Below are 19,012 nucleotides of genomic sequence, written 5' to 3' on the forward strand. Positions count from 1 at the left end.
ACTATGAAAGTTATTTGTGGAGATACTGTTCTGGCCGATAAGATCATTCTGGCGGACAGCTTTTTTAAAAGATTTAAGGGCCTTATGGGAAAAAAGTCACTTGAAGACGGCGAAGGGCTTTTATTAAACACCGCATCAATTCATTGCTTTTTCATGAAGCTAACGATTGACACCGTCTACATATCCAAAAACTTAACCGTGCTTGGCAAAGAGACATTAAGCCCCTGGCGGGTCGGCAAATGGTTCGGCGATGTTAAATACATCCTAGAGCTGAAAAAAGGCGCGGCAGCGACCGTTTCCGTCGGCGATCGCATGATATTGGAACTTTAACCGGAAAAAGGAGTGAATAGTATGGCGGTTAACTCAAAAGAAAATTTACTCGGGATGCTCAGGCAGCGCACCGAGGAGGAAGAGCTTAAGCAATATCTGAAAACAACAGTCGGTGGATATACAAAAAGTTCGGTCATGGAATACCTATCCGAACTCCGTCAGCGCCAGCAATCTTCAAGTGAAACGTTCAACCAGAATTTGCAAACCCTATTAGAAGAAAAAGAGAACCTGAAGACAGAAAACGAAAAGCTGTTAATGCAAATAGCACAGGCCAAAGCTGATTTTTTGCGTCTTGCAGAAGCCAAAAAGCAGCAGGAAAAGCTAAAAGCGGAGACGGTAAATGACAACATTGTATATCTGAAAAGTAGCGTCCCGGCATCAGAAACGTCAAATATGAATCCACAGAACGCAATCAACGCGCTTGAAAATGAGCCAGAGACTCAGAAATACGAAATTTCCGAGAAGGAAATTAATCTTGAAAATGAGATAGAAGCGCTTAAAAACGAAATTTCCGACAAAGAATCCGAACTTGAAAATTCTAGGCAGGAAATCATAAAGCAGCATGAGCTTCTCGCATTTGAAAGGCTTGAAGCAGAGAAGCAGCGGGAACGCATATCGGAGCTCTCTGCTGTCTCACAGGCGCTTGGGGAAGAACTTAGATGTTTGAAGGAAAAGTTTTCGGAGGATACGCTTGAAAAACTCAATAAGCAGATTTCCGACTTAACAGCCAGTGTTGAGCAGCAGGACGAAATGATCTTACACTTGAAAAACCAGACGGCTGACAAAGACAATAAAATAAACACCCTTTTAGATGAAAATGTCACGATGATGAAAAGCTTGGAGCTCATGTCAAATTCTCTCGATATTATGTCGATACAAAACGAAAAACTCCTGACCGCCAATAATGCTTTGGCGCAGGCATTTGAAGATGAAAGCAAAAAGGTTGTCAAGCTTATTAACGACATATCGGAGGAAACCGTTGAAAAGCTTATTTTGGAACGGAAGCTGGAGGAGACCATCAGTCATTTATCCTTGGCGGAAAACAGCACGTGTCAAGCTGAAAAGAATGAAAGGCCAAAAGACGCAGGCTCTCAATCATCCATTGCTTAGATCAATTATGGGAGGTGTACTGATATGAAACAGTTAACTGAAAACAAATCAAGTTCAGCCGCTGCACTGATAACAATTACGGCCGTCGCGTTGATCGGCTTTTCCGTTGTCGCGATTGGCAACGGCAGCCTGGAGAGCTATCTGCATAAGAGAAAGTTGAGAAATAAGGATAGGATTGCCGCCATTGACAGCCAAATTGAAGCGATATTAGCAGAAAACGAATCCCTGAGACAAAACATGGGCCTCATGTCAGAGTCTTTGGACAAAATGCTTATTCAAAATGAAAAGCTCCTGACCTCGAATAAAAATATGGCGCTGGCACTTAAAGAAGAGCACGAGCGGGTTCTAGAGCTTATGAACGTCATAACGACAGAAAATGAAGAAAAGCTGATATTAACGAGAAGGCTTGAAGAGGCCAACAACAAATTAACGGAATATGCCGCCATACTATCCGAAAAAACAGAAATGCCCAAAGATGCAAGCGCCAAGGAGATTGCTTGAAATAACAGCTGGATGTGTTTAAAGTGTTACGATCAATCAAGAATGAATCCGGCGCCGTTGCTATAGTCGTCGCGCTTGTTATGGTCGTTTTGATCGGCTTTTCCGCGATTGTTATAGACTACGGCAATATCGCCGTCCATAAAAGAGCGCTGCAGAACGCTGTTGATGCCGCCTGCCTGGCCGCTGCGCAGGAGCTGCCTAATAACACGTCCGCGGCTGAAGATGCCGCCGTAAAATATCTGACTGCAAATGCCCCTAGCGCCATATTAAAATCCGTTGTTTTTACAAATAGTAATAAAAAGATAACGGTTACGGCGACAATCGACGTCGAATATGAGATGGCGAGGGCTTTTGTGAGTGATGCCAGTACGACGGTAACAGCAGCAGCTTCTGCTGTTAAAACGAATGTATTCGGTCCTTTCGATTACGCCCTGTTCTCAGGCAGCGATATCGATCTACTCCAGTTTACAGGTCAAAACTATGTTTTTGGAGACGTTCATTCCAATAACAGCGTGAAAAACAGTGCCACCGTTGACGGCACGGTCACAGCAGCCGGAATTATTGACGGAAAGATTAACGCCACAGACAAGGTGCCTGGATATAATGTTCTCGCAATGCCGGACTTTTCAAAGGTTATGGATCTGACGGCGGAGGTGAGCCAGTCCACCTTATTGTCCTATGGGGCTACCTTTAAAAACGGAACGTATACGATGTCGCCTGACCAGTATAACGCGATTATAGCGGCTTTTTCCGGTAAAACGATCTACATTAACGGCAATGTAACGATTGATGGTTCAGGCGTATGCGCAACCGGCTGTCTGATCGTATCTGGCGATATTACATTCAACGGCAGCGGCGTCAATATGGGTGCCGGCGATAAAATGTGCATGGCTTCGCTGAACGGCGACATCAATTTTGACGGCGGCGGCGGTGAGTTCAACGGAATTCTCTATGCGCCAATAGGAGAAATTAATTTTAACGGTCAAATAAATAGCATTAACGGCAGCGTGATCGGTAACGTCATAAGGGGCAACGGCGGTCTGTATATACACTATGATCCGGATGCCAAAAACAGCGTCCCGGATACAAAAATCATGCTTGTGGAATAGTTAAAGATTCTCTTCAAAGCGCTTTTATTATGGCGACCTGCTTTTTTGAACAAAGAAAGAGCCGTTGTGTCTGCTTTCGCAGTCACTTCGGCTCTGTTTTCTTGGCTGTTTGACTATTGCCGCTTAGATGAGTTATAACATTATGCCATGGGCATTCCGCTGCCAAGCAGAGCAGGGTTGAGCATGCCAAAGATCATCGCGATATGCGCCACCACTAAAAAGATCCCGACGAACGTTGCGTGAAGCTTCAATCGGGAGACTTCGTCCCTTTTCTTCCCGATGATGCCGGTGTCCAGGAGGAACATCCCGACAAACGGAATGACGCCGGCGAGATAGAAACCAACGGCGATCACGTCAAAGGGGCCCCGCCATCCGCCGGTGGCTGTCAAGGGAATGACGGCATTGATAAGCAGGTAAATGAATATTCCCGTAAAATACAGGCCCGCAAAAATGCCGGTGACCTTACTGATCCGTTTCGCAGTACCCGCGAGGTTTCTCGTGAACAAAATAACAAGTTCCGAAATAGCCAGTGTTTCCGCACAGATCACGGGGATTGCCATAAAGATGAGCAGATGCCAGGGTTGGCTTGTTGCCAGGAGTTCCATGTAATGTGTCATACTATCTTCCTTTCAATGATATTGCACCATGATCATATCGTGAGGTCGTGAAGATATTATGAAGATTTGATCTTATTCTTACTTTTTAGGTAGGAATACCGTCAATTTTGTTCCTTTGCCCACGTCGCTTGAGACGCTGATCCGGCCGTTATGAGCATCGATGATGGCCTTCGAGATCGTCAGCCCCAAACCAAGCCCCCCTGTCAGGCGCGTACGCGATTTGTCTGCTCTATAGAACCGCTCGAATATAAAAGGAATATCTTCAGCAGGGATACCGACACCGGTATCGCTGACGGAAAGCTTAATATACTTTCCTGAATCCTCTAGCTGCACGTCCACAGCGCCCCCATCGAGCGTATACTTGAGGGCGTTTGATATTAAATTAATCACAACCTGACTGAGCTTATCCTTGTCGGCGCAAATGCTGACCGTGTCACCAGAAAAGGAGAGGCTTATATTATTCTTGCGATATTCCGGCTCAAAGTTTGCAACGATTTGGGCGATTAGTTTGGTAAGGTCAAATTCAGAATAATTCAGTACGCTGTTTTCCGCCTCAAGACGTTCGAGCTTCTCCAGGTCACCGACAAGCCTATTGATCCTGAGGATTTCCTCATGGCAGCTCATAAGCCGCTTTTGATCCGGCTGCCAAACGCCGTCTATCATGGCTTCAAGTGAGCTTTGAAGCGTGGCAAGAGGCGTACGCAATTCATGTGCAACGTCAGCCGACATTTGCTTTCTGAGGCCTTGCTGTTTTTCGAGGGAGTCAGCAAGATTATTAACGGTTTCAGTGAGTTGGACGATCTCCCGCGTTCCGTGCTTTTCCTCAATCCGCTCGCTGTAATTGCCTTTTGCAATTTCCCTTGCGGTGCTGACGGCTTTCGATAACGGCCTGCTGATGCGACGGGCCATATAGGTTGCAAGCGCCAAGGCTGTGACAAGGGCGAAGACCGCAGCTATGATCAGGATTCTGTTAATGTTCTGCAGAAAATATATATCATTGTCAGTAAAATAATATGGGCCAAAATAACCCGCCGTCATGCTCCCGACAACCTGCGAGCCAACAACGACCTGGTAGTCGTTCTGAACATAGCCGCCCTTGAAATTAGCGTTGTACCTCTGCATATTGGCGGCGATGTCCTGCAGCATCTGGACGCACATGCCGCTGTTATGGACCGTCGCGTCCCAAATCATGTTCCCATTGCCATCCCTGACTTTCAGGATGATGCCCTGCTCAAGAGCCTCCATGCCGACATTCTGGATCGTAGTGATATCCCAGGTATTATTTGAAGTCTGATACTGATTTTCCAGCAGGTTCACAAGACTCTGGTTTTTTTGCTGCTGCTGGCTGATTACGTAGTTCTTAAACTGATTTTGAAAAAGGTAATTGATCATGACACTTATGACCGCGACAAGCAGCAGTGCCATGATGGCGTATGAAAGAGACAGTTGTGTACGAAGGCTTCGCTTCATCTTAGCAGCTCCCGAATCGGTAGCCGACACCGTGAACGGTGAGGACATATTTAGGATTTTTTGTATCCGTCTCAATTTTTTGGCGGATGTTTTTTATATGTGTATCGATAATTCGGTCAAACCCTTCGAAATCCTCGCCACTCACGAGGTAAATAAGCTCATCGCGCCTATAAACCTTGTTTGGATGACGAGACATCGCACATAAAATTTTGAACTCATTTGGCGTCAGACTGACAGGTTTACCGGCCTTCATCACTTCATACTTTTGCAGATTTATGAGCAGATCGTTATTATTAAACGACAGGATATCCGACGTTTCCTTGGACGTTCTCCTCAGCACCGCTTCAACCCGTGCGACCAGCTGCCGGGGACTAAACGGCTTCGTCACATAGTCGTCTGCCCCAAGATTCAGCCCATGAAGAACATTCTCTTCATTGACCTTTGCCGTCAGCATGATGATAGGGATGTCAGAATTCTCGCGCATCTTCCTGCATACCTCCTCTCCGGAGATATCCGGGAGCATTAAATCCAGAATGACGAGTGCCGGCGGTTGAAGTTTGAATTTTTTTAAAGCGTCGTCACCCGAAAACGCTTCTATCACATCGTAACCGCTTTTTTCGAGATAAGATTTCACCACTTCAACTATTTTGATCTCATCGTCGACGACAAGGATTCTTTTTGTGCTTTGCTTCAAGGCTGTCACCCCTCGCTGTTTTCCTTCGTCCATTATGCCATCCATGCGCAGTTCTGTCAAAAGCAAGAAAGTCCGTGTCCGGACTCTCTTGCTGCGGTGTATTTGTATAATGTTAATGCCCCAGCATCATCAAAATGCAACCGGCAAGATTTTGCCCATGGACGCCGCATTCATGAATACAGCTTGAAATAAGTTGGCCGAGCACGAAATCACCTCCTGCTTTATTGATTTTATCGTATCATGAAACCGTGAAGATTATATGAAGATTATTTGAATATTATAAAACCCATCATGGAGGCAATCATGCAACTTCGTATCCTTGTTCTGCAATGGTTTCTTTGATCTGATCGAGCGAGACCTTGCCAGATTCATAAACGACTGTGACCTTCTTCCCAGCCAGATCGACGAGAACGTTTTCCACACCGTCAATCGCGCCGACGTGCTTAATGACCGCCCGCTCGCAGTGGCTGCAGGACATGCCGTTAACGCTTAGTATCTCTTGTACTCGTGACATAGATTTCTCTCCGCAATTCATTTTAGACGCAATTGGAGCAACAGACTTCTTCAATTTATCTTTCGGCTTTTCTAGAATCCATTCGGGATGAAGGGTTGCCGAGCGGACATTACTCGGGTTATAGCCTTTAAGGCTCAGGGAGTTCGAGACAACGGAGACGGAGGAAAATGCCATCGCGCCACCGGCGATCATCGGGTTCAAAAAGCCCAGTGCGGCGAACGGAATGCCGATTATGTTGTAGAAAAACGCCCAGAACAGATTCTGCTTGATTTTGCGCATGGTTTTTTTGGACAAGCGAATGGCCGCCGGAATTGTCCTCAGGTCACCGCGCATCAGCGTAATGTCTGCCGCTTCAATGGCGACGTCCGTGCCGGTGCCGATAGCCATGCCGATATCCGCCGTGGCCAGCGCCGGGGCGTCATTGATGCCGTCGCCCACCATGGCCACAACCTTGCCGGCTCTTTTGAGGTTTTCGACCTCTTCGGCCTTGTGTTCCGGCAGGACCTCCGCCAAAACATTCGTAATGCCGACCTGCCGCGCGATGGCGCTTGCTGTCCGTTTGTTATCGCCGGTAATCATATACACGTCAACGCCCATTTGCTTGAGATCGTCGATTGCTTCTTTCGAGGTTTCCTTCAAGGTGTCGGCAACGGCAATAATGGCCTCGATTCTGTCGCCCACCGCCATGATCATGGCGGTCTTACCGTTATCCTCGAGCGTTTCAAGGGTCTGATTGATTTGCGCGGTTTCGAGCCCTGTCTCCTGCATCAGCTTTCTGGTGCCGATGAGGACTGCGTTGCCGTTGATGAGCGCTTTCACCCCTCTTCCTGGGATCGCTTCAAATTTATCGGGGTCTGCTATTGGACCGAAGTCCATTTTGCCGCGCTCATAAATGGCACAGCCCAGCGGATGCTCTGACGTCTTCTCCGTGACGGCGGCCAACTTCAGGATATCGGAAGGGTTCATTTTGCCAAACGGAATGATGTCTGTCACCTCGGGCTGACCCTTTGTGACGGTGCCCGTTTTGTCCAAAACGACGGTATTGAGCTTGTAGGCCGTCTCCAAGTGCTCGCCGCCCTTGATGAGGATGCCGTTTTCGGCACCTTTGCCGGTCCCAACCATGATGGCCGTCGGCGTGGCCAGCCCGAGGGCACACGGGCAGGCGATGACAAGGACAGCAACGGCGCTGATAATGGCTTTTGTCACATCGCCGGTCGCAAAGAACCATATGAAAAATGTTGTAAGAGCAATTCCGACCACGACCGGAACAAAGATACCTGCGACTTTGTCTGCGATTTTTTGAATGGGCGCTTTAGAACCCTGGGCGTCCTCTACCATCTTGACGATCTGGGAGAGGACTGTGTCTTTGCCAATTTTCGTGGCTTCAAATTTAAATGTGCCGAATTTATTAATGGTGGCGCCGATGCAGAGATCGCCGGGCTTCTTTTCGACAGGGAGGCTCTCGCCCGTCAGCATGGATTCGTCGATGGATGAATTACCCTCTATAATCTTCCCGTCCACCGGAACCTTTTCTCCGGGGCGAACAACGACGATGTCTCCCGTCTCGACCTCTTCAATCGGGATATCAATTTCAGCGCCGCTTCGGATCACCCTAGCCGTTTTGGCCTGGAGGCCCATCAGCTTTTTAATAGCCTCCGAGGTCTTGCCTTTAGCGACAGCTTCAAGATACTTGCCCAATAGGATCAGCGTGATAATCACGGCAGCGGCCTCAAAGTAAAGGTCTTTCATGCCGCCCATTTTCGCCGGCTCGAAGAAAACGTTGTACAGGCTGTAGAAATAGGCCGCCGACGTACCGAGTGAAATGAGGACGTCCATGTTCGTGCTTTTGGCCCGGAGCGCCAGAAAAGCGTGCTTATAAAACCTGAAACCGATGATAAATTGTATCGGCGTTGCAATAGCCAGCTGCAGGAATGGATTGTGCAGGAGGGGCATGTTAATGCCGACAAGTGACAGGAGCATCGACAGGACGAGAGGAAAGCTCAGAAGAATTGAAATTATCAGCGTTAGCCGGAGTTTTCTAATCTCCTTTTCACGGGCCGCTTTTTCCCTGTCTTCGCCGTTGAAATCCTCTTTAATAACGCCGTAACCCAGCTTCTTGATGGACTCTTCGATTTTCTGAAGGTTTGTGACGGTATCATCTATTTCAAATGTTGCGCGCTCCAATGCAAAATTGACATTTGCCGAGCTAATCCCGGCGAGCGCGCCAAGCCCCTTCTCAATCCGGGCCGCGCAAGCCGCGCAGGACATACCCGATAGTCGGATCGTTTCTTTACGAGTCATAGTTTCCTCCTATATCTAAACTTAGCAAAATGAAGATTGTCAGCGCACCGTGCCGCCGCCACAACATCCGGCACCGCTGATGCCACTGCCGGGAGCGGGCCTGTAGTTCTGGACGGCCTGCCTGACTGCGTTCATGTCAACCTTGGTGATGTCGTCCACGACCTTTACATATCCGTGAATCATATTCATGCCGCACTGGAATGTGAAATCCTTTGTCACTGGAAGGAGCGGCGTTACCTTATCTGTGCGGAGATTCAATCCGCCGCCGTAGTCGGGGAAAAATACCGTGCTATTGCAGGAATTGAGGCCGCTTGTCGTGAAGGTAATTTTAACAGGAATCCCCTTTTGTACAACGACCACCGCCGGGGAATAACCTTGGGCGCCAACGTCAATCGTCACATCCTGCTCGTCCCCATTGATCTTCGCAATACCGATGTTATCTGTTGGAATCTTGCCGCCCGCAAAAGCAGCCGGTGTGTTTCCGCAGCAGCCACCCCCCAACACACTGGAGCCGGAGGAAGAAGAGCCAGAAGATGCTTGGCTGCCTGTCGAAGCTGTTGCTGCCCCAAGGTCTGAAACGACCGTGATGGTACTGCGAATCATACCCATCCAACAGGAATACGGAATCGTACCTTCCTTATCCGGTGTAAAGCGGATGACGTTGTCACCCGGGTGCAGCTTCTGCGTGATATTGTATTGTGGAATCTTAATTGTCTCGTTGCAGCCGTTCAATGAATTGGTGTCAGCTTTAATTGTCCAGTTAACGGGAATCCCCTCTTGGACGGTAATCGGTGTGTATCTGCCCGATTGGAGCGTTGTCGTAATAACCTGCTCTGAGCCGCTGATGGTGGCTTTGTTTGCGGAACCTGCCACATTCGCCGAGCCGATACTCGGCACAGTGAAGCCGGAGAGCGCGAAGCCGCGGGTGAGCATAATGACGCCCAAGAATATGACGAGGACGGCGCTAATTTTCATCATTTTCTTTGTAAATTTGCTGCTCAAGAAGGAGCTGGCGGCTCCAAACCCGAACATCAGAGGGACTGTTCCGAGGCTGAAAAATAGCATTGACGCCGCGCCGGCCAGGGCACTTCCCGTACCGAGGGCATAAATCTGCATGGCCTGAAGGGGACCGCAAGGCATGAGACCATTCAGAAGGCCAACGATGAACGGGCCATAAGTTCCGCTAGTTTGCACTTTGTTTGCAAGCCGCTTAGGCATATGAGGAACGAATTTCCGCAGCCCCGGGAAAAGACCCGTCATATTAAGACCCATGATCAGCATAAATAAACCGGCCAGGATAGCGACGATGCCTTTGGCAGTATTGGAGAAGCTGATGATAGAGCCGATTCCGCCGACGATCCCGCCGATAACAGTATAAGAGATGACGCGACCCGTGTTGTACAGAAGGCTCGGCTTCAGCTTTGACGCCTTGGAGTCGGTTTCAGGTTCTTTATATGACACGCACTGCGAAAGGTTAATCCCGCCGCACATCGCAACGCAATGCAATGACGTGATGAGGCCGACGACAAACAGGAGGCCGTAGCCCATATTTTGAGAGACCTGCGGGATAAAGTTAAAGCCGACTGTATTCTGGATGATAAAGTACAGCGCGAATATGATAAGGCCGATGGCAACGAGCTGCGTCGCGCTGAACTTACTGGACTCGCGCGCCGCTATGCCGGTTGTCAGGTTTACGTTTTCAGAACTTTTACTGACTTTGTAATCCAGTTTCTCGATCGAATCCCTTATTTCATTCAAAGATATTATGTCGGGATCGTAAGAAAACGTCACAGAAGATTTAGCATAACTAGCCTTAACGTCACGGATGCCTGCCTTTTTCTTCAGACTGTTCTCGATCTTCATCTCACAGCTTGGACAGGACATGCCATCAATTTTCATCTCTTCAGAAATCCATTGTTTTGCCATGAAATATCTCCTTTGCTCGAGTCCTATTTCGGTTGGGTATCGATGGTCAAAGTCTATCCGCTGGATTTGAAGATTTGATGAAGATTGCCGACAAAATTTTAAATTTACAAATCCGTCATATTTCCTGAGCCAGTAACGGTGTTGACTCAAAAATCATTAACCGATTATTTGACGGCAGTTCAATAGAAAAAACCCCTTGAATAAGGGGTTTTTTGTTCTTTAAAATTGTCTCAAAGTGACGTCTATTCCTGGTTTCGGAGGCAGAATTTGAACCTACGACCTTCGGGTTATGCGTTACTGACAATATATGGTAACGTGCGCTATTATGTGTTATTTCGCTTTAATAACAGCATTATATCGCTGTAATTTGAAGTTATGTTATACTGTTTGCTATTATGTTTTTGCTTAATATGAAGGAAGATATTAATGAGAACATGTTAGCAACCCCATAATATTGCAATCTTTGCCAAATAGAGTTATAATTTTCTAAAATGATTAGGGGAGTGACAGAATTGGCAGAAAAGCAGTATTATCCTATGATTGCTGAGACTAGCTGGTGGACATTAAGAGAGCAGTTTAAAAAAACTGTACCATCTGTTGTAAGTATTAGCTATTTGAAATCTTTATTAAGTCTTACTTCCGACCAATCTGCAAGAAATATTCTTGCTCCTTTAAGACAAATGAAAATTGTTGATGAGAATAACAAACCAACGTCCAGAGCAAACGATTGGAGAACAGATGCTCAATACACAAATGTGTGTTCGTCAATTGTTGATGAATTATATCCAGTCGAACTTAAAGATTTGTTTCCAGATAAAACAGTCGACGCAAAAAAGGCTACTGATTGGTTTATGCATACTGGCCAATTAGGCGACAGCGCAGCAAAAAAGGTAACTGCGACATTTCTTCTGCTTAAAGATGGGAATGTAAAAAGTACCGACGAATTATCAAAATCAACGAAACCTACAAAAAATGCTTCTGACAAAAAAGTAATTAAGCCCAAGCTATCAAGCGTAAAAACAGTTCAAAATAGCGGCTCTGAAAATAATGCAAATAACAATACGCAAGATGTGGACAAAAACAACAATTTGAATTCAGATCCTTTGGGAAACACAGCTTCATTGGTTCAACCATCATTACATATTGATTTACAAATACATATCTCTCCGGATGCTTCTCCTCAACAAATAGATAGTATTTTTTCCAGTATTTCAAAGCATTTATATAGTAAAAACTAATATGAACAATATTTTTGGTAAAATAAAGGTGCTTAGTAAAGAATTATCCTCTAATCCAGCGGTTAATTCTGTACCTGATAAGCGGGCCGATGAGCAACCTAAACACGATTTGTTTGATGAGTTAGTCACAGACGTGGGACTAAGAAAAGTTGTTCAACAGCTATTTCGAGATGGGCATCATGCACGAGCTGTTGAAGAGGCTTACAAGTACATTGATAATTTAGTGAAAAAATTGTCAAAACCAGAGAATGAAGGATTAACCGGAGCAAAACTGATGAATTTTGCCTTTAGTCCGAGTTCACCTATTCTCAAACTTAATTCAGGTGGAACTACCTCGGAGATTGATGAACAGAATGGTTATATGCAAATAATATCTGGATGCATGATTGGAATACGAAACCCTCGTGCGCATGAATGTGATTGGGAAGATGCTGAGCAAAGAGCGCTGCAGTTATTAGTATTAGCAAATCATCTTGTTGAAAGAATTCATTTAGCAGAGTGTATTCCTAAGAAAACAGCTCCCTAAGAAAGTAAAATAATTCTCTTATTTGAAGTTAAGCGGTGATGTAAATAAGCCATAGAGTATTGTTTGCAAATATTTCCTACCGTTTCAACGGTGAACTGCAAGGTTACTTTAAGTATGTACGCGAAACAGGCGATGCGTGCGAAAAATACAATTTTGACCCATTATTAGTAGATGGCAAAAAAGTTTGTCTGGGCTTTTTTGAAGCCGGTTATACACAAGGTGGAAATAAACACGGCAAATCCCGTCATGTACATATTGAGAAAATCGATGATGCATTTAAAAACGTAAATTCTGCCACAGGTTTAACTGTAGTATGGTGTTCTTCAATAAAGCCGCTTGGAAGAACTGCGATTGTTGGTTGGTATACAAATGCCGAGGTGTTCCGCAGGGTGAAGGTCTTGCCGTTCGGAGAAATCCCGGGTAGAGGCAGTCCGGAAAACGGTTATGTTTATAACGTTGTAGCAGTAAAGACAACCTGTGTACATTTTCCATTCGCTGAGATAATAAGTCCAAAATGGGGTGTACCTAAAAGCCGTTCGCATGGTTTTGGCATAGGAAGATATATGTGGTATGCAAATGAGCCTGAAGCAAAAGACTATGTTGCGAATATTTTTAATGAAATTAGTCAATACTCCGGCGAAAACTTGATTTCTTAGTATATCGGAACAATCAATGAAAAAGAAGAATATTATAAGAAAGTAGGTACTTGTATGATAGGAGCACATGCACAAAGTAATGCTGTGAGTATTGAACTTATCCTTCGTAATGTTTTTGATTGTGAGAGATTCGGTTTTGGCGGAATAGTCAATTCAGATTACAAAGGAAGCACCCTTATGCAGCTATGACTTGCGGCCTTGTGTGTATTTATGCAACTGCCAATACTGTTAAAAGATCGGAAATAACAAAATTCGTTGAAGAATTCTATTTTTTCTGTGATATGAGCCTTGACGTATTGCTGTCATTTGAATCGTCAGAAAAGGTTATTGACGGAATAACGATTGGAATTGAATACGAAAATGGCGAAAAGGCCGTTGGAGACATGATTGAAAAATTTAGGGACGTTTGTAATAACAAATAGCGTTGTTCCTATTCAACGGCAAAATGGGTGGCAACCTTGCCGTCTCAAATTTGAAAAAAAGCCTCAATTACGTTTTAACGGTAGTTATTTGGACACTCGTTTAGAGTGTCCCACTGTTTATGCGCTCAAATATTCTGCAAATTTCCAATGTAACACTTTAAATTCAAAATGTTACTATTATAATTTTTTAAAAAGTCGAATTAATTAATTTTAAAATTGCTCAAAGCCTGAATTTTCTGCGGTTCAAAACATAAATTATTTAAGGGCATTTCATCAAATGAAATGCCCTTAAATAAATAGTAATTAATCAAATATATACATACTTTGAAGTTGTTTGTCGGCCAAGAACATTAGCAACTTAGGGATATTCTCGTTCCAATAGTCGACCGAGGAAAACTTACCTTCGATTACCTTGAGGGCTTCGCGAAATCCATCGCTCCAAGTTTTGTAATTGAAAGCATTAGCAAATGGTTTACGTAAACAATTGTATGAAAGTGCACGAGCTAATTGATCAATAATACTAGACCAATTTTTACGTAACCGTTCTTCAAGCTTTTCCAAAAATTCTCGCCTTGCGATTTCTGCACTAGGAGACTCTTCCAAGTTACCAAAATCTATTGAGATGTCTCTCATTATATCATGAATTGGAAGCGTCTCACGTAACCAGCGAGCGACCATATTTGTAAGGAAAAGTCTAAAATTTAGATATATTGAAGCGTTGGTTTCATGCCCTTCACCGTAACTCAACTTACTCCGGAAGCAATTTACCGAACGTCCATGATATGTCCCGTCTTGAGCAATATACTGAACATATTGCTTCTTTTGTTCATGATTTTTTCCAACCATAGCAATCGCAATTGTCTGGCCCAAATCACCTAGCGTCCCATCAACCTTTATAGGATATTCTACCCAACTATGGCTTTGCAACCATGGGCGGCCTCCATCGAACGCCTTATCAACCCTCATACTTAAATCAAATAAAATCTGTATGATACGCGTGTTTCGCAATTCGTTATCCAAGTGAGCATTCATTTTTTCGGTATTATCCGTTGCTAAACTGAGGAACTCCATTTTTGTATTCTCAGGCGCTTTCTCTCTGTCTTGTTCTAATATTTCGCAAAAAGTATAAAAAGCTCGATTTATGTATTCGTCATATTTATCTGGATCCACTGAGTTAGTACCATGCTCTTGACGCCAATTGTCAACCATGATGTTACGTATACGAACATCCGCTTTAGTTCTACAAATGGTTAACGGCTTATCATCTAACTTCTTTGTCTTTTCTTTCAAAAGCTCTACGCACATATCATATATGATGGGTTGTTCATCTGATGCACATAAGAATAAAATGGCATCACTGTCATTTGCAAGAACAGCATCGATGTTAGTGCTAATTTCATCTCGCTCCTGAGAACTTTGTGTCAATCCTATACTGTCGCGAACTGAAAGTTTGATGGTTCTATCCATATATTTATCGTCTAAATATATGTATTCATTTTTGACTGCTTCAGATGGACAAGTCATATACTGGACTTCTTCAAATGCAAGGGAGCAGGCACTGGTTTTCGAGTAAAGTTTTCCTATTAGCTCTGAAATATCTTGACTAGTCGGGTTCCCAAGCAGTACTAGTCTATCTGGGTAAGTCCAGAGGTGAGAAAGATCATTTTTTACTGCTTCAACAAGTTCATCATACCATTTTTTTATAATCTGTTCTTCTTCTAAATTAGTTGAGAATCGTTCGTCAATCAACTGTTCAAAAGCATCATACTTTTTAACACGTTGATCTTTACCTTTAATCTGCTTATAACGGGCATTAGCTGCTTCTGCAAGTGGCTCTGGCTCCTCAATTATCTTTTCAGACATCCTATTTAATATGTCAGCAAACGAATCTATAAGCTTGTTATGTTTTGCAAATTCAAAGGCATGGAATCGGCGATCAATAGGATCGAGCACTTTTCTTATAATTCCTTCTGATATTTCGAAATCTTCTAATTCATCGCGTTCTGCATATAACACTTCGGCAAGTATAAATTTGATCTGATCAACAAAATCCGGGTATAACTCCCTCTGCCTGGGTATGCACCTGATAATGACCTGATTCTCCTTCAAACGACTATTAAGCATAAGGAACGGTGGAATAAGAGTCGTTTGTGCTGTGTCTCCTACATTGAGACCTAAGAGTTTGTTGCTTGCTGGCGGAAGAAGTTCAGTGAGCACAGTTGACTTTGCGCTACTAGTGGGTCCCATAAGGGCGATAGTATCTGCACTTTGCTGTCTGTGAAACAATGCATCTACTAACTTTGGGTCTTTCATCATACTTTCAAAAAACTCTGCCATTTTTTATCCTCCAAAAATAAAAATTGGGGCGCAGCCCCGCAGGCCACGCCCCAACAATATTTGGAGTGTATTTCAGCCTGTCCGAAGAGGCCAATCCAACTTGGCAAAACAGCGACGTTTTCGAAGTTCGTCACCTGAGTCAAGATGTCTTATAGAAACAAAATACTACAGGAGTAACCTCCTGTCAATATTTTCTTTCGAAATTCATATATTTGATGTTATTGAATTCATTTTTATTACTGTGTATCAATACGTGATAGTACCCAATAACAAGCGCCGTATTAAGGAAAATATGAAGGAAAACGCAAAAAATCAAGGCTTCGAGAAGTGTCTCAAAGCCTTGATTTTACTGTGGCGGGTTGCAGTGATTAAGATAATGGCTGAAAATCCTTTATTATCAAGGGATAGCATTCATAGGGATATGATGTGAACCCCTATGGCAAACAGGTACGGAAGAGCATAGCCGGACAGGAGAAAATCCTGTCCGGCTATGCTCTTATCAATGCTTGTGGTTTCGTTGTTTTAATATCTGCGGATACTGAACAACAGATATCAGAGGAAATGACATCGTAGAGTTAATCTCTGTTTATATGCAATGATATAGTACTTTTCGGCCGCGCCGTGTGTGCCCGCCGGGCAGGAATGGGTGTTCTGAAGAAGAGTTTGAACATTGGCTGCACAGTAGCTTTCCCAATAAAAACATCTGTGAAAAAATGGTGGTAGTAAAAGCAACGACCGATTATTTAATCAGCCGTTGTTGTTGCACCGTTATACAATTCTATCGTTTTTCTTCTTTGAGTCTGTCAATCAATCCAATCAGGGTGAGCATGTCCTTGTCAGAAAGAGTGCGCATACCATCAAGTGCCTTCTGTATCAAAATGGGTTCCGCTTCGCTTTCATCAAAAAAGGCCTTAGGGGTTACGCTTAAATATTCGCACATATACAGAAATTCCTCAATAGAAGGTTTTGAACGTCCTGAGGCTATATTTTGTATGTAGCTTCTGCTATGACCAAGATCAAGGCTCATCTGATATTCCGATACACCCTTCTTAAGGCGCAATTCTGTTATTCTCCGCCGGATAAAGTTATAGTCCATAGATTCCACCTCGCTATCTGTGCAAATATAATTCTATACTTTTTACAGCATGAATCCGCACGCGGATGGTGTCTATATATGTTGATATATGCCGCCATCAGTGGTATAATTATCAGGAATTATACTGTTGGAGGCAGTCGTTATGAATAAACCCGATCTTATAAATGCGCGAAATACGATTAAGAAGCTTGCCGAACGAGACGGTGTGAGTGTTGATTATGTGAGAAAGCATATGCAATTGGCCATGCTGAACGGTTTGTGCAGTACCGACCCTCAAGTTAAAATGTATTGGAATAGCATCCCATGCGAGGGTGAAGTTCCAACCCCGGAAGAATTGATAGTGCATCTCGCCGAAACAGTGAGGCATCGCGGTGCGACATGACAATAGGAACAGGCGACATTGTGTTACAGCGTTCGATAAAAAGCCTCATAGAATGTCGGTAAGCGGATGCAAAATCTCCATATGGTGGTATAATATTTGCAGTACTATATTATCGAGTTGCCGCAGGATGAATATTGATTCCTACAGCGCAAAATACGGTGTGTCGATGGTGATATAAATCTATTCGGGTGCCGTACAGCGTGAAGCATTTTCTTTTGTGCGGCACTTTACTAAGTATGCAGGATAGCTCGGAGGAAATAATATGCAGCCTGGTTCAAAGAAAACGCCGGGGATGGGTAACCGCACCTACTCAATACAAATATTTATTAAGCGGGTCATCATAACGCTTACTGCGTTAGTTGCCGTTTCTTCGGTTGCTGTTATTCTTCTCATCTATCTGCCGTTAAAAACCGAGCTGCAACAAAGCTTGATAGATAATTTTGACCGGATGTCTTATATCAGCTATGCTTCCCTGCAAAATAGCATCGACCGCGGGATTGAAGGGGCAAGGAGTATGTCCAGCAGAACCGTGATACGAAACGCAATTCTCGAATATGAAAACGGCGAAATAGACATGGCTGAGCTTATTGCATATACGCAGCCAAAGTATCAAGATGGGGCCAAGGCGCTCGAGCACTTAATCAGGGCTGAGCGTTTTGTAGACGACACGATCATCGCCGAGTATCTCTCTGCGGATTATAAAGATCATTTTTGCACAACGGAAGACCGGCTGGCGGAAAACAGCGAGGTTTCTTCCGCTCTTTGCCTGACGGATGAACATACCTTTTTCGCCATGCTATCACCCATTCTTTCGGAAGGACGGGTGATTGGCTATGACAAGCTTGTTTTTGACTTGAGTGACCAGATTCAGACGCTCTCTACTGATACAATTAAATTGGAGATTATTTATCAAGATGAATTTGAGAGTTTGTCCTCAACCGCAAACACGGTGCGAAGCGATGCCATTTCCTCTCTTTTTTATAAAGAGGACTTTTATTACCAAGCATTTTGCATGCGAGACAGTGCTTATTTTATTTCCAAGCAAAGTGGAGCTTCTTTATTAGAACCGGTTTACCGACTGAGCTTTCAGACCTTGCTGGCCGGAATCAGCATTCTGCTCGCTTTTACGATTGCAGTTTACATTTTTGTCGCTCGATACGCAAAAGGCGAGCTGGTCAATCTTGAGGATATCCGCCGTTCGTTAAAAGATGCCGTGACGGAAGCGAACTTGGATCCCCTTACAAAGGCGGGTTCCAGGAGGTTTGGAGACGAATTTCTCACATCAGCCTTTGAGCGTTTTAGGCAAGGAGAACCATCTCCTGCCATTTTGCTGTTTGATATTGACAACCTCAAAAAAGTCAACGATACCTATGGACATTCCGTGGGAGATCGGGTTATTCGCTCTATCGCGGAAGCAGTACAGACGAATATCCGCAGCGGAGATATGCTGCTGCGCTGGGGCGGAGATGAGTTTATCGGAATCTTTGGCGGACTAAGCAAGGAAAGTGCCCTGCCCTTTGCAAAAAAACTGCTGAATACTGTATCGGATCAGACGATTGAAGTTGGCGCAGAAACGATAAATCCAACCATATCCGTTGGCATATCCTATTTCAATGAGGATGACCGGGACTTTATTGATGCGATCAACCGGGCGGATCGTGCCATGTATCAATCAAAAGCCGGGGGCAGAAATAAAGCGCATGAACTATAAATGTGAGATTCAGCATAAAGGTTTTCGTTAAGGGCTATTGATCACAGGAATATTCATTGGACCGAGGGGCAA

At 44.4% G+C, this 19,012-nt stretch carries 16 protein-coding genes; 9 read left to right on the forward strand and 7 right to left on the reverse strand.

The genetic code is table 11. The features are described 5' to 3' along the window. Positions 1–3 precede the first annotated feature (3 nt). The 4 genes from IZU99_01300 to IZU99_01315 are packed head-to-tail and all read left to right on the forward strand — an operon-like array spanning position 4 to position 3,050. A complete protein-coding gene (locus IZU99_01300; GenBank protein UOO37934.1) occupies positions 4–330 on the forward strand; it encodes a DUF192 domain-containing protein in 327 nt (108 codons plus the stop codon). A gap of 21 nt (positions 331–351) precedes the next feature. Beyond that, complete coding sequence (locus tag IZU99_01305) at positions 352–1,440, forward strand: hypothetical protein (protein UOO37935.1); 1,089 nt, start codon at positions 352–354, stop codon at positions 1,438–1,440. 24 nt (positions 1,441–1,464) lie between these two features. Next, positions 1,465–1,941, forward strand: a complete 477-nt coding sequence (locus IZU99_01310; GenBank protein UOO37936.1) for a hypothetical protein — start codon at positions 1,465–1,467, stop codon at positions 1,939–1,941. Between the two features lie 23 nt (positions 1,942–1,964). Beyond that, positions 1,965–3,050, forward strand: coding sequence for a hypothetical protein (locus IZU99_01315; protein ID UOO37937.1), 1,086 nt, complete (start codon positions 1,965–1,967; stop codon positions 3,048–3,050). Between the two features lie 140 nt (positions 3,051–3,190). Here the strand turns inward: IZU99_01315 and IZU99_01320 are convergent, their stop codons facing one another. The 5 genes from IZU99_01320 to IZU99_01340 form a co-directional block, all read right to left on the reverse strand. Beyond that, positions 3,191–3,667 carry a permease gene (locus IZU99_01320; protein ID UOO37938.1) on the reverse strand — a complete coding sequence of 159 codons (477 nt, stop codon included), beginning with the start codon at positions 3,665–3,667 and terminating at the stop codon, positions 3,191–3,193. Between the two features lie 78 nt (positions 3,668–3,745). Then, positions 3,746–5,137 (reverse strand): HAMP domain-containing histidine kinase, encoded by a 1,392-nt coding sequence (locus IZU99_01325; protein ID UOO37939.1) that lies wholly within the window; start codon positions 5,135–5,137, stop codon positions 3,746–3,748. A 1-nt stretch (position 5,138) separates the two neighbouring features. After that, entirely contained in the window at positions 5,139–5,831 is a 693-nt protein-coding gene (locus tag IZU99_01330) for a response regulator transcription factor (protein UOO38707.1), read from the reverse strand. Positions 5,832–6,132: 301 nt separating this feature from the next. Further along, positions 6,133–8,646 carry a cadmium-translocating P-type ATPase gene (gene cadA / locus IZU99_01335; GenBank protein ID UOO37940.1) on the reverse strand — a complete coding sequence of 838 codons (2,514 nt, stop codon included), beginning with the start codon at positions 8,644–8,646 and terminating at the stop codon, positions 6,133–6,135. A 39-nt stretch (positions 8,647–8,685) separates the two neighbouring features. Beyond that, positions 8,686–10,557 carry a sulfite exporter TauE/SafE family protein gene (locus IZU99_01340; protein UOO38708.1) on the reverse strand — a complete coding sequence of 624 codons (1,872 nt, stop codon included), beginning with the start codon at positions 10,555–10,557 and terminating at the stop codon, positions 8,686–8,688. A gap of 527 nt (positions 10,558–11,084) precedes the next feature. Here IZU99_01340 and IZU99_01345 point away from each other — a divergent pair. From IZU99_01345 to IZU99_01355, 3 genes are read left to right on the forward strand one after another with little or no spacing between them, the layout of a single operon-like run. Beyond that, positions 11,085–11,810 (forward strand): DUF5343 domain-containing protein, encoded by a 726-nt coding sequence (locus IZU99_01345; GenBank protein ID UOO37941.1) that lies wholly within the window; start codon positions 11,085–11,087, stop codon positions 11,808–11,810. Position 11,811: 1 nt separating this feature from the next. Continuing rightward, positions 11,812–12,336 (forward strand): TIGR02391 family protein, encoded by a 525-nt coding sequence (locus IZU99_01350; GenBank protein UOO37942.1) that lies wholly within the window; start codon positions 11,812–11,814, stop codon positions 12,334–12,336. Between the two features lie 59 nt (positions 12,337–12,395). After that, positions 12,396–12,992, forward strand: coding sequence for a hypothetical protein (locus tag IZU99_01355; GenBank protein UOO37943.1), 597 nt, complete (start codon positions 12,396–12,398; stop codon positions 12,990–12,992). A gap of 725 nt (positions 12,993–13,717) precedes the next feature. On the opposite strand, the gene IZU99_01360 is transcribed toward IZU99_01355, so the two are convergent. Both IZU99_01360 and IZU99_01365 read right to left on the reverse strand, forming a co-directional pair. Next, a complete protein-coding gene (locus IZU99_01360; GenBank protein ID UOO37944.1) occupies positions 13,718–15,751 on the reverse strand; it encodes a hypothetical protein in 2,034 nt (677 codons plus the stop codon). A 778-nt stretch (positions 15,752–16,529) separates the two neighbouring features. Further along, positions 16,530–16,847, reverse strand: a complete 318-nt coding sequence (locus IZU99_01365) for a helix-turn-helix transcriptional regulator (GenBank protein UOO37945.1) — start codon at positions 16,845–16,847, stop codon at positions 16,530–16,532. Positions 16,848–16,989: 142 nt separating this feature from the next. Here IZU99_01365 and IZU99_01370 point away from each other — a divergent pair, with 142 nt between their 5' ends. Then, complete coding sequence (locus IZU99_01370; protein ID UOO37946.1) at positions 16,990–17,229, forward strand: hypothetical protein; 240 nt, start codon at positions 16,990–16,992, stop codon at positions 17,227–17,229. A 262-nt stretch (positions 17,230–17,491) separates the two neighbouring features. Continuing rightward, entirely contained in the window at positions 17,492–18,940 is a 1,449-nt protein-coding gene (locus IZU99_01375) for a GGDEF domain-containing protein (GenBank protein UOO37947.1), read from the forward strand. The last annotated feature ends 72 nt before the right edge of the window (positions 18,941–19,012 follow it).

It is taken from the genome of Oscillospiraceae bacterium CM (genome assembly GCA_022870705.1).
Classification (GTDB): Bacteria; Bacillota; Clostridia; order Oscillospirales; family Oscillospiraceae; genus Sporobacter.